The organism is Micromonospora zamorensis, from assembly GCF_900090275.1.
Lineage (GTDB): Bacteria > Actinomycetota > Actinomycetes > Mycobacteriales > Micromonosporaceae > Micromonospora > Micromonospora zamorensis.
Genome location: NZ_LT607755.1, coordinates 3,503,748 through 3,516,254 on the forward strand (window position 1 = coordinate 3,503,748; position 12,507 = coordinate 3,516,254).

Annotated in this window: 6 protein-coding genes; 1 reads left to right on the forward strand and 5 read right to left on the reverse strand. The window is 68.5% G+C overall.

Features of this window, described 5'->3' with window-relative positions:
- Window positions 1-118: 118 nt before the first annotated feature.
- Window positions 119-826 carry a hypothetical protein gene (locus tag GA0070619_RS32405; protein WP_157744007.1) on the forward strand — a complete coding sequence of 236 codons (708 nt, stop codon included), beginning with the start codon at window positions 119-121 and terminating at the stop codon, window positions 824-826.
- A 792-nt stretch (window positions 827-1,618) separates the two neighbouring features.
- Here the strand turns inward: GA0070619_RS32405 and GA0070619_RS15405 are convergent.
- From GA0070619_RS15405 to GA0070619_RS15425, 5 genes are all read right to left on the reverse strand, one after another.
- Window positions 1,619-1,870 (reverse strand): hypothetical protein, encoded by a 252-nt coding sequence (locus GA0070619_RS15405; RefSeq protein ID WP_088948712.1) that lies wholly within the window; start codon window positions 1,868-1,870, stop codon window positions 1,619-1,621.
- Window positions 1,867-2,175, reverse strand: coding sequence for a DivIVA domain-containing protein (locus GA0070619_RS15410; RefSeq protein ID WP_088948713.1), 309 nt, complete (start codon window positions 2,173-2,175; stop codon window positions 1,867-1,869). Before GA0070619_RS15410 ends, GA0070619_RS15405 begins: the two co-directional genes overlap by 4 nt.
- 302 nt (window positions 2,176-2,477) lie before the next feature.
- Window positions 2,478-3,752, reverse strand: a complete 1,275-nt coding sequence (locus GA0070619_RS15415) for a serine/threonine-protein kinase (RefSeq protein ID WP_088948714.1) — start codon at window positions 3,750-3,752, stop codon at window positions 2,478-2,480.
- Window positions 3,753-3,801: 49 nt separating this feature from the next.
- Window positions 3,802-5,985 (reverse strand): UvrD-helicase domain-containing protein, encoded by a 2,184-nt coding sequence (locus tag GA0070619_RS15420; protein WP_088948715.1) that lies wholly within the window; start codon window positions 5,983-5,985, stop codon window positions 3,802-3,804.
- Window positions 5,982-12,407, reverse strand: coding sequence for a DEAD/DEAH box helicase (locus tag GA0070619_RS15425; protein WP_088948716.1), 6,426 nt, complete (start codon window positions 12,405-12,407; stop codon window positions 5,982-5,984). Before GA0070619_RS15425 ends, GA0070619_RS15420 begins: the two co-directional genes overlap by 4 nt.
- Window positions 12,408-12,507: the final 100 nt, after the last annotated feature.

The following is a 12,507-nucleotide window of genomic DNA, read 5'->3' on the forward strand; positions in this document are numbered from 1 at the left end:
GGCGTTTCTCCAGGTGGGGAGACCAGGGAGGGCCAGCCTAGCGGTCAACCGACCGGTGGAGACGGCCCCGGCCGTACGACGATCTTGGAAGTCGTACGTCTGAGGCAGGATGTGCGCCATGACGACGCAACACCAGCACCTGGCCTACGGCCACGCCACGGCGCACGACTGCCTCGCCTTCGCCCACGCCGACAGCGCGACCGAGGAGGCCGCGGAGATCCGGGCGCTCGCCGCCGCGCGAACGTGGGGCGAGGCCCGGCAGGTCCGGATGACCCACCTGTGGAACCCCGCTGGTCCGGAATACCACGATCCGGAGGATGGGTACGCCGACGACAAGCCCTTCACCATCACCGAGGTGGGTGCGATCCAGGACGGAACCTGGCCGCGGATGGTCACCGAGCGGGCGTTCACGCTGCTGCCGCAGGACCTGCAGGACCGGTACGGCAAGCGTCAGGTCACCGTGCACGACGGCGACTACCTGGAGATCCCTGTTGCTGGCGAGGCCGAGCTGGTTGCGGAGCTGCGACAGCGCGGCTACGAGGTGACCCGCGACGACGAGCTGATCAACCTACTCGACGGCTTCAGCCTGGGCTCGCTCACCGCGTCAGGCCTGACGGAGACCCCGGCATCGCCTCCGAGGGTTGACGCTGGTCGGCCGGCCCGACGCGTGCCGGAGTCTCCGTCGCTGGTGCTCATCGTCGGCGCTTGTTCAGACTCGGAAGGCCACCGGACACGGTCCGCACAGTGCCGTCCGGGTTGCTCCGGCCCGGCTTCTGTTGGGCCTCTGCCACTCGCCGCCCGGCGAGGTCGGAGGCGCTCAGGTTGACGACGACCGGGTCTGTCCGCCGCCAGCTCTGTAGCTGAGCCTGAGCTTGCTGGCTGTCGGTGGCGCCCGTCAACGCGCGGATAGCCGGCATTGCCCGGGACGGGTCAGCGAGCAGGAGATAGGCGACGTCGGCTGGGGTCAGATTGCGCGGCGAGGCGTTGCCGGCCGGAACGAGTGACCCATGGATCTCCCCATTCTCAATCCACAGCCACACCGGTCTCCGGCCATCGCCGGCTCGCATCACCGGCGTCGTCGACGGGACGCTTAGGTTGGTGGAGGTCTGCCGGGCCGAAAGGTGGGCTCGTAAGGCGGCCGCCAGCTGCGCCTGTTGCCACGACAGGGCCGCAACGTCGGCCGCAGGGCGGGACAGGGCCACCTGACCCGGCGATGCCACCCCGCGGGCTTGCGGCGGCCTGGTCGGGGAGGCTCGCCGTTCCTCCATGAACCAGCCGGCGAACTTCCACTGCTCCCGCGTGAAACCGACCGGGATGGCCTCGGTCAGGTCCGGCGCCGACGTGTCCTGAATGGAGAGTTGAGCGTGTCGCTTCGCCTGTTCGGTCGCGGTGACTGACCAGATGCCGAGGATCGCGGCCAGCGGTATCCGCCTGACGTAGGCCTTCGGCCACGGCAGCAACCGCCAACGCCGGAGGACAAGGTGCTCCTCCTCGAACCTGGCGTCCCAACGCCGAGCGACCATCCACGCCACCTCCCGTGCTGCGCACGCTAGCGGCCTGATGATCATCACCGCACTCGGCACAACGGGCAGTTGAGATGCCGGATCGTCTGGTTGTGTCAGCGGCGCAGCCGACGGGTGCAGTCGCCGTCATGGCCGTCGCGGAGGAGGCAGCGCCGGCCGCCAGGCATCCGCAGGTCGCAGAAGACCCGGTGGCGGAGGAACTGCTGGTCCTCCTCGGAGACGGTCGTCTCCCCCGGGTCGGCCATCGGCAGCACCAGCATCCAGCGACCGATGACCCGGGCCAGGCGTTGCGCGGCAGGCAGGTCGTTGGCGACGACGGGCAGGTGAATGACGTACCGCTGGCTCATCGGGCCTGGCCCCCCTCGTTGCGGGCGCGGGCCTGATCAGTCTGCCAGCGACGCAGCCCGGCCTTGATCCGGGCGGTCTCGCGACGGCTCTCGGCGAGAGCGGCGTAGACGGCGGCCATGTCGACGGCGACCCGGTCGAGGAAGGCGTACACGTCGTCGGGGTTCAGACCGCGACGCAGGAGCCCGGTCGGCGCGAAGCGGCGCTCGCGCACCTGCCACGGCAACAGACTGGTGTACGCGGCAGAACGGTAGGTCGCGCCACCGCCGACTGGGGTTGGTCGCTGGTTGCGAGCGTTCATGTCCATCCGCCTTCCTGATCGTGGACAGGGCGGGCATGCTCGCCCATCCGGTGCGGCAGACACACCCCGCCCGGACACCGCAGATGCTCTCAGCGGTACGGCATCACGGCCGCTCAACGAGGGTTGTTTGGGGAAGCACGGCGGCCGTTCGGGGGGACCGGCCGGCCGCCGTGCTGGGATCAGCCTGCGATGGGCGGGAGGGGAGACGCAATGTTTCAGGCAGCGATTTCGCCGGTGTGCATCGACTTTCTTTGCTGCAATCCGTGCGAGTTGCAGGAGCGGCTGATGCAGTGTTGCGGGGTGGAACGTCAGCGGATCGAGAGCGGACCGGTGGCGTCGGTGGATTCGCCCATTTCAAGGTTGCAGGCCAATGCCTGCTGTCGGCACTCCTCGACAAGATCCTGCTCCTCGTCCGACTGATCGAGGTCTCGGGCCAGCGCCGCGAACGCGTGATGCGCCTGCCGGAAGTCACCTGCGAGCATCAAGAGGTTCGCGAGATCCACTCGTAGCGCCACGATCTCGGTGGCGAGCCGCTCGCCACCTTGCGGCACCATGCGGAGGGCCCGCTCCAACATCTCGGCTGCCTGTACGAAACGCTCGTTCTCGGCGAGCTCCCTCGCCTGCGCCCGCAACTCCACCAGGTTCTGTGGGGATCTCTGCGGCGGAACCGGGACGGGGGCGGTGTGCGGGGCAGTGCTGGAGAACGTGTTGTCCGTTCGGGCGGCCACCAGCCCCGGAGAGTCGCCGTCGTCGAGGAAAGGCATCAGGAGCTGACGAACCTCACCGGCCGATGCTGGTCTTTCCGCTGGGTCCTTGGCCAGCAGGCAGTAGATGAGGTGCGCCAGGTCATCGGGGACGTCCGATCGATATTCAGTGATGATGGGAATGGCCGCATTGATATGACGGCGCATCATGTCCGGGGCGTTTGCCGCCTCATATGGAGGGTTCCCACCAAGCATCTCGAAGAGGATGCAGCCCAAGGCGTACAGATCGGCAGAAGGCCCGACAGGGCCACCCTGGGCCTGCTCGGGTGCGATGTAGGCGGGGGTCCCGAGCGTCCGCCCGGTTGCGGTGAGGCGAGATGCCTCGGCCGGGCCGAGTAGCGCCGCCACACCGAAATCGAGCACCTTGACCACCCTCGACGGGGTGATCATGAGGTTCTGGGGCTTCAGGTCACGGTGTACGAGGGAGGCGCCGTGGGCGGCCACGAGCACCGAACAGACCTGCGCGGCAATGGAAGCCGCCTCGCCGACAGGCAGTCGTTCCTGCTCGGCGATGTGGTCGGCGAGGACGATCCCCGGCACGAGCTGCATGACGAGGAAGAGGTCTTCACCGTGCACGCCCAGGTCGTGCACGGCCGGCACGCCAGGGTGGTCGAGCCTGGCGGTTGCTCTCGCCTCCCGCCGGAAGCGCTTGCCCGCCGTCTCACGCTCGTCCTCCGGCACCTCCAACTGCCGGAGAAACTTGATCGCCACCGGCCGGTCGAGTCGCTCGTCGAAGCCCGCCCAGACCTGACCCATTCCTCCGCGACCGACCGGATACGTCAACTCGTACCGATCACCGACACGATCCCCCGCCTGCACCTACAGCCTCCCCGCATCAAACGCCGATCCCGCTGAGCAGGAGCGGCAATCAGGCTAGCTGTCGCTGCACGAGCCGCCCGGTCAGGAACGGGCTGGGCGTGCCGTGCCAGAACACCGCAAGCTCGTCACGCGCACGGGTGGCGGCGACGAACAGCAACGACCGGTCACGCTGGCGTTCGCGCTGGTAGCGCTTCGGGTCGGTGTCCCGGTACCTGCTGATCATCTGCCGAGGCACCAGGCCGTCGCTGACCCCAGCGATGATCATGCGCTGATACTCGAGGCCCTTGAACCGGTGCATGGTGCCGATGTGCACGCCGTCAGGGCGCTTCGGGCCGTCCGGGCCGATCTCCACTACGTCCAGGCCATCAGCCTCCAGTCGGCTGATGACCTCCGCCGCCAGGTCCCTGGTCGGTACGCAGATGGCAACCGAGCCGTCCGTCGGACTGCCCCAACCGCGTAACTGCTCGACGATCAGATCCCGCTCCTGCGCCCACGTCGCGGCGCCACGGAACACGGGTCGGCCACCACGCAGCAGCGACCGGTAGCCGGCCAGGTCCTCCTCACCGCCGTCGAGGTCGTCGTACACCTCCCCCGTCATGATCTGCAGCGCATCGGCGAGGATCTGCCGGGTCGTGCGGTAGCTCAGGGTGAGCCGGGACGACCGACCGCGAATGTTGACGCCGAGGCTGCTCAACGTGACGTGGTTGTCGTAGATGCGCTGGTGGGTGTCGCCGGTGAGGAACATGTCGTCCGGGCCTGGGGCGACCATGGCACGCAGCATTTTCCAGTGGGCGGCGCTGAGGTCCTGCGCCTCGTCGACCACCACGTGGCGGTAACGCGGCCGGTAGAACCCGCCGGACGACTCGCCTGCGACGCCAGTGTTCTGGGCTGTGCGGTCCATTTCGAGGCGGGCAGCCCGTTGTGCCACCTGGCGCCAGGTCCAGACGCCGCGATTCTCCAGCCAGGTGGTGAAGCGTTCGGTCAACTGCCAGATCTGGTCTCGCTCGATCCGCGAGAGGCTGCGACCGCGGTTGGGGCGGCGGGCCTTGAAGTAGTCCGTCCGTGAGTTGAGCACCTGACCGAGGATCACCTGGGTCCACTCAGCGGCAAGGAACTCCGCCTCCCAGGCAGTCTCGCCGGTCTCGATGAGGAACTCGTCCCACAGCTCAAGGACCCGATTGTCGTCCACCACCCGGCGGCTGCCACCTGCCTTGGCTTCGGCCACTACCCTGCTGGCCAACCGGTCGATGTTGACGATGTCGACGCGCGACACCAACTCCTGCCCACCCAACGCCATGAGCCGAGTCCGCAGGTCGGCAGCCAGATTCCGGTTGAAGGTGGTGAGCAGGATCGGCTTGTCCGATCCGTCTGGCAACTGCCGGGCGAGGTGCGCCACGCGGTGCAGAGCGACGATCGTCTTGCCGGTACCCGGGCCACCACCGACCCGTGCCGGACCGTTGTAGCGGCGCTCGACCAGCTTGCGCTGAGTGGGGTGCAGGAAGATCTGCCACCGTTCGAAGGCTTCGCCGAGCATCGCCTGCAATGCCTCGTCGTCGGTGGTCACCTGCGTGGCGGGGCGTTCCACTGCCGCCTCGAAGTCCTCGGGGTCGACCGGCTCGTCGGCGCGGACCGGGTCCGTGACCTGTTGCAGCACGTCGTCGTAAGGGGTGCCGTCGAAGAGCGCGAAGAGCACGTCGGTGGTGAGCTGCGGCGCCCGGTCCAGCAGTTCCAGCAGCTCGGCCTCGGTGGTCAGTTCCCGGATCTGTGGTAGCAGCGGCTCGGACACACCGAGATCCAACAGCTGGGAGTCGGTGTACGTGTCGAAGAGCGGTTTCTGCGCTGGCTCCGGTTCCACATCCGGCGGCACCACCCGACCGATGATGCTGTCACCAACGGGCGCCATGTCGACGACCTCGATGCCGCCGGTGATCCGGTTGATGCGGTACGCGTACCGGGAGAGGTCGTCGTACACCTCACCACGGTGCTTGACCGCGACGAGCAGGTAGTCGCGCTCGGAGATGTGCAGCAGCAGCGCGCGGTAGTCCTTGTTGACCCGGGCGGACATCAGCCGGGAGTCGCTGTTGAGCGCCTTCAGGTTGAGCCCCGGGTTCTCCGGGTTGTGCCGGAACTTGTGCATGAACTCGTAGACCGCTCCGATGTCGGCGCGGGTGAGCTTCATGACCTCCTTGTCAGCGCGGTCCAGCATCCGCAGTGTCGTTGCCCCGGTGCTCATCGACGTTCTCCCCCGCTCGTCGCCTTGATCTCTGCGGCCAACTCGTCAACCGACCACTCCCGAGCGGTACGGGCATGCCAGCCCGCTTCCGCGTACGCCCGGTCGCGATCTTCCGTCTCCGGGTCGTCGGACGGACCGGTGAGCACGATCGCGATCCGCCGGTCGGGCCAGGCCAACTCAGCCTGCCAGCCCTGGTCGCCCAACTCGTAGCCGACGACCGGTGCGGGCAGATCCTGCCGCGCGAGCTGTTGGACGAGCTGGTCCAGGGTGTTCTCGGCCGGGTCCAGGTAGCGCAGGACGTCCCGCCACGGCGACTCCGTGTCGAGTGTCTCGGGCTCGGCGACCGGCTGCGCCGAGACGCCAAGCCACGTTGCCGTCTCCTCGTCAAGCGGCAAAGCGCGTTGAGCGAGCACGAGCCCGGTGCCCTCGGTGACCGCCATAGAGGCCGACTCGAAGGCATCAAGCGTGGACACGGCGAGCTGACCCGCGTCGCCGCCACCATTGCCGAGGAACTGGATGACGTTGCCCCAGGCAAGCCACGCGGCCCAGCGGTCCTTGTGGCCCTCGTCCGCCACTGCGGCGGGCAGATCGTCGATGACGGCGAGAGCTGACATCGTCGCCATCGGTTTGCTGCGCGCGTCGAGGACGATCGTCACCGGGCAGCCTGCGTTGTCCTGAGATCGGGCGACCATGATGTGCCGCGCGGTCGACGGGGGCAGAGAGCTTCCACGCAGAGCGGCGTTCAACCTTTCCGCGACGCCTACGGAGTCGGTGGTGCTGTTGTCCCGGGCCTGCTTGAGCATGCCCCATAGAGCGGCTTCCGCCCGCCGCTGCCAACGGTCGAGATCAGGATCGGCGAGGAAGCGCATGAGCTGTTCGATCGGATTGACCCAGATCGTCTCCTCAAGCTCTGCGGGATCCGCGCCAGGAAGCATGCCGCGGAACTTGTCCCTGGCGGTCTGCTTGCTCAGTCCGCCGTACGGCATCCACCGCCCCTGCCCCTCCGCGCTCCCCCAGGTCTTGACGTCGTCCCAGGTGGCCGCGAAGACCAGGTAGCCGTGGGCGCGCAGTCGGGCACGCTTCTCGGCGTCGTCGGCGAGCCGGTTGTACTGGGATGAGGCGTGGTACTTGAACCCGTCCAGATAGACCGCCACCTCGGGTGAGGGGGCGTCGAGGCGCTTGAAGTGGACGTCGGGGCGGGTGCCCCGAACGGTGTTCTGCAGCTTCATCTGCCAGTGGGTGACGCTCTGGCCGTTGCCGCGGACGAACCGAAGGTCGGCGATGCGCGCGCCGTCATGATCGGTGCGCCGGTCGATCCGCAGGCCCGAGTTGGGTGTCTCGCCAAGCGCCAGCAACTTGGTGAGGAAACGCATCTCCAACTCGCTCTCGACCTGGTGGATCAGCGAGATCTCGTCCGTGCGGGTGCCCTCCTGGACGTCCCAACTGTCGAGGAGCTTGTCCAGCATGCCCAACGCCTCGTCACGGCTCATCAGGGCGAAGTGCTCGTTGCGCGCGTGACGGAGGAGACAGCGGTGACACACCGCCCTGCCTTCGTTTCGGCAGACGCAGTCGGCAATTCGCTGCCGCGCGAGTTCCAGGACTGCGCGGAACTCCTCCGGTTTGGCGAGGCGGTGCAGATAGCCGGTGCCCTGCGGCTGAGTGTCGTAGACGACCACGAAGTTCCGTGTTCCGTCGCTCTGCCCATCCGGCATGGTGGCCGACACGGCTTGAAGGTGCGCCGGGTCGCCCCCGTACTGCGCGGCGATGCCGAGGCGGATAGCCGCGGCGAACGACGCGATGCGCTCCTGCACGACGGCGGTCGCAGCGGGGATAAGGATGCGCAGCGCCTCGGTTTCCAGCTCGTGGGCGAGGATGAGATCGACGTGGGTGTCTGCAGCGGCAGCCGAGCGCCGGTGCGGGCACCAGGGCCGGTGGTGCTCGGCGCCCTTCACGACGGTCGACCCGGAGGCCTCTGCGGCGAGTTGTTGGCCTACTGCGGGGACGCCATCAACAGTGGTCCCGCCGCATGCGGTGCAGGTGTGGAACCGATTGATCCGCACCTCTTCGCCCGCGAAGAGTTCAGCCGCCCGGTCGTAGCGCTGCGCTCCAAGGTTGAAGTGCCGGATCATCGCGTGCCGGCTGTAGTCGACACCGAACGTGTCATGAGCGTGCCGCCAGGACGAATCAACCTTGGCCGGATCCACGTCGACGGCGACGGTGGTGGCGTAGAACCGTCGGTCCCGGTCGTCGCTGTCGTCACGGATGCGGGCGTCGTCGCGCTTGTCGCGGCTCAGCACCCGGGTCGGCTGGAGCACCTGGAACAGTCGTCCGTGATCGGCGATGCCCGGGTCCGCGCATCGCGGGCAGGCGCTGGTGTCCTCCTTGGCAAGGTGGGTGCGGACGTAGCCACATTGCGCGCAGATCCGCCACTGCTCGTACGCCGGCCGGTCCGCCGGACCGACGTCGAGCCCGGAGATCTCGTGTTTGTAGCCCCGCACGTAGTAGCTGTTGCCGGGTGCGATCTCGACCAACGCCTGGCGGGCGGGACGTGCGTACTCACGAAGTTCGCTGTGGAACCGACGGTCGCCGTCAGTCTTGTCCTCCCAGGTCAGGGTGGCTTCCAGGTCGGTCCGGCTGTCGATGAGCGCATAGTTGGGCAGCAGACCGAACTCGACCAGGGTGCCGTGGGCGGCAGCCGCGCTGACCTCTCGCAGGCGGCGGCGGACCGCCCCCTCCTCGGCCTTCAACATCTTGATCTCGCGGGCGTGGTCCGGGTCGCTGGGCACCAACGTGCCCCGGGCGGTGGCAAGCTCCTGCATCCGGCGACGCAGGTCGGCCAACCGGAATTCCCAGATTTCGTCGGCTTCTTTGACCCGGTGGACGATGCCATCCACCGCGAACTCACGGAGTTGGTCGGCGGCGGCCCGGAGGACCTTGTCGCCGAAGAGGGCCAGGAATTCCTCCACCAGCCGGCCACCGTCGCGTCGACCAGCTTCGGCGAGGCCCGTCAGCCAACCCGTCGGGCCGAACAGCACGTGCGCCCGTCGTGGCATCGGCAGCACTCCGGCGAGGCGGCCGCGGGCGGCCAGGTCGATCAGGTGGGCCAGGTACTGGCGGCGCAGGATCTCCACGGCGGAGAGAAAGCAGCCGGGCGGGACGATCTGGCCGGCGATCATGTCGCGGGGATCGGTGAGGTAGTAGCGATCCCGCTCGGTTCGTCCCACGAGGGTCAGCACGAGCGCGTTGCCGCTCTTGCGGCCGGCGCGGCCCGCCCGCTGGACGTAGTTGGCCGGACCGTGCGGGAGCGAGGCGAGCACAACCGCGGAGAGGGCGCCGATGTCGATGCCCATCTCCAGCGTGGGCGTGCAGGAGAGCACGTTGGGGTCGGTGTAGCGCTCGCCTTCGCGGAACTGCTTCTCCACCGTCTCCCGCTGGGCGCGGGTGAGCATGCCGGTGTGTTCGCCGGTGACCACCCGGAACACCGGGCTGTCCAGGTAGAGCCGCCGGTAGTAGTCGTCGGCTGCGGTGTCGTCGTGGGCGGCTTGGAGTTGGCCGCGGCAGCGGTACTGCCGGCACGGCTGGCCGATCCAGTCGGCCACCCGGTCGGGGTGCTCGGTCTGCTGCCAGTGGCAGGTGTCGCAGCCCACTCCGGCAGTCACGGCGGAAGCGTCGTCGAGTCGGGTCACCCGCAGGTGGCCGGGCATCAGCCCGTACACCTTGTTGCCGTCCTCGGTGTCGCCAACGGCGACCACGCCGTCTGCGGCGAGGGCCGGCAGCAGCTGGCTGAGGAAGCCGGCAGCGTCACCGGAGTCGAGGCCAAGGCAGCGCGACGTCCAGTCCTGATACCAGTTGCCGCGCGCGGTGATCACGTCGAACTCCGAGCGGGACTTCGGCGTGGCGAGCAGGAACGCGGGCGCGGACAGACCCTTCGGGAAAGCGGGCATCCCGGCGGGCCGGCCGCCCCAGATCTGCCATCGGGTGCCGCCGCGCTTCAGGTACGGCACCAGCCACTCGTGGAACACCGCACCCCGGGTCCGTAGCCGTTCCAGCAGACCGCGGAGGAAGGCGAGGTAGCGGGCGTCGTCCGGCGCCATTCCGGCCAGGTGACCGGGGCCGGTGAGGTGGACGTCCCGGCAGATCGCGGCGGCCCGCGCCGGATCATCGAGGGCAACCTCGACGGCGACACTGCGGGTCAACTCCAGGGTGCGGCCCTGCCGGGAACGCAGCCCGGTCTCCATCACGGTCGCGAAGACGAGCCGCTCACTGATCAGCTCCCACGTTTCCCGGCTGCCGCTGTGCTCACCGGCAAGCAGGCTGTCGACACCGGGCTGATCGTGCAGGTCTGGCGGCACCACGGTGGAGAGGATCTCCGGCTGCGCCGCTGCCTCGACCATCTTGGCGAACAGGTCGTCCAACCCGACCGACTTTCCCGACTCCAGCCGGCTGGCGAGCAGGGAACGCAGCGAGAACGAGTAGGACCGGTTCGCGACGAAACCAGCCCGATGCGCGGCATCCTGCACCGAGTCGTTGAAGAGCAGCGTCTTCTTCTCGGCCTCATCAAGTTCCCCACCGGTGAAGAGTTGCGTGATCGCCACCGAGGCGAGGGTGGCCAGGCCGGCACCGAGGAAGCGGATGCCGTGGTCCAACTCGCAGGACGGGCACCGGTCCTTCTCGGCGCCGTCGATGTCGAGAACGTCGCCGAGCACGACGACGGCGTCGTCGGTGGGCTCCCGGTCCCGCTGTTCATCGAAGGGGCGCACCCGACGGCCGTACTCCAGGACCAGCAGGCCACGGGAGCGCTGGCGTACCTCGTCCTCGGTCGCGGAGATCAGCGCGCGGACCCGGCGCTTGTCCCGACCGACGCTGGCGCGGTAGATCTTGTCCGGGTCGGTCTCCAGCTCCTGCGGGTCCTTCTCCGGCGACAACGCCATCCAGCCCGAGCGACCGCAGTGCCGGCAGTAGATGGCCGGCAACCGTGGGTAGCGGTTGTCGGCCACAACCACGTCCGCATCTGTGGCGTACGGATCCAGCTCGCGCGGCGCTTCGCCGTACCAACCGAAGGCGGCCTGGTGGGAGGTGCCGCGCAGCAGGCGGGAGACGGCGCGTACCCACAGGTGGGTTTCAATGTTCAGCAGGGGGCGGCCGGGAGCCTCCGGGTTCTGCGCCACGGAGAGCAGGGCGACGAACCGGGCGAGAGCCTTCGCCGTGATCTCGGGCGGGGTCTTCATCACGCTGCCCCAGCCAGTGGCGTTCTTCCGGGGCAGCACGTCGATGATCTCGTCGAGGGTGCACGGCCGCGCCTGGAGCGAGTCGAGCACCGCCTTCGTCAACGGATGCTGGCGCAGCAGTTCGCCGAGGCGGGTCGGGTTGTCGAGGCAGCGCTCGCCGAGGACCAGCTCGGCAACCTCGGCCATCATCGCCTCGGGGTCACGGTCGTCGACGGCCGCAAGCTGCTCGGGGGTGGGCAGTGGCAGGCTGAAGTCCTGGCGGGCGATGAACTCGCCGGCCTCGTAGCGGTCCTCCCCCACCAGCGAGCCAGCGTCGAAGGCGACGCCGAAGACCTGCTCGGCGACCTCACGGATCGCGGTACGACCGTCCCGCCCGCCGCCCTCACCGAGCGTCGCGGAGGTCGCCACCGGGCAGATCGGCCCGAGCGGCCGCTCCGGCTCATCGAGGTCGAGCGCGGCGGCGAGCCGCCGCAGCAGCATCGCCACGTCGGTGCCCTGCGCGCCGTCGTAGGTGTGGAACTCGTCCAGCACCACGTACGCCGGCTCGGCGCCCTCCCAGAGCGGCAGGTCGTCGGCGCGCTGGAGCAGCAGGTCCAACATCTTGTAGTTGGTGATCAGGATGTCCGGCGGGGTGCGACGCATCTCCGACCGCTTGGTGAAGACATGCGCGTACTCGATGGCCGCAACGTCACCGATGTAGAGACCAGCAGTGACCTGGCTGAGCGCCGGGTCGGAGAGCAACTCGTTGATGCGAGACGTCTGGTCCGTCGCGAGGGCGTTCATCGGGTAGAGCAGGATCGCCTTGACTCCGGCCCTGCCCTGCTGCTTCTGCCGCCGGCAGTGGTCGAGCACCGGGATCAGGAACGACTCCGTCTTACCCGAGCCGGTGCCGGTGGTGATCAGGGTCGGCTGGGCGGCCCTGCCCTTCGTCGACAATCGGGCGAATGCGTTCGCCTGATGCAGGTAAGGGGTGAAGCCGGCCGGCGCCCAGTCCAGGTTCGCCCGCCAGTCCCCCTCCGCCGGGCGGAAGGGGGTGCGGATCCGCAGGTAAGGGCCGCGGAAGATACCCTGCTCCGGGTGGGAGAGAAAACCCTCCAAACCATGACGTACGCCGTCCTCGGTCAACCCGAAGGTGGTGGTCAGGTACTGGGTGAGGGTTCGGCGCAGGGTGTCGGCGGCGAGGGTAGGCCTCATGAACGGATCACCGCCGCATGCTACTTCACCCCTTACCGGGGTTGACCTGCCCGACAGCCCGCCACGGCAGTGAGTCGGATTCGCGACACCGGTCGGTGTC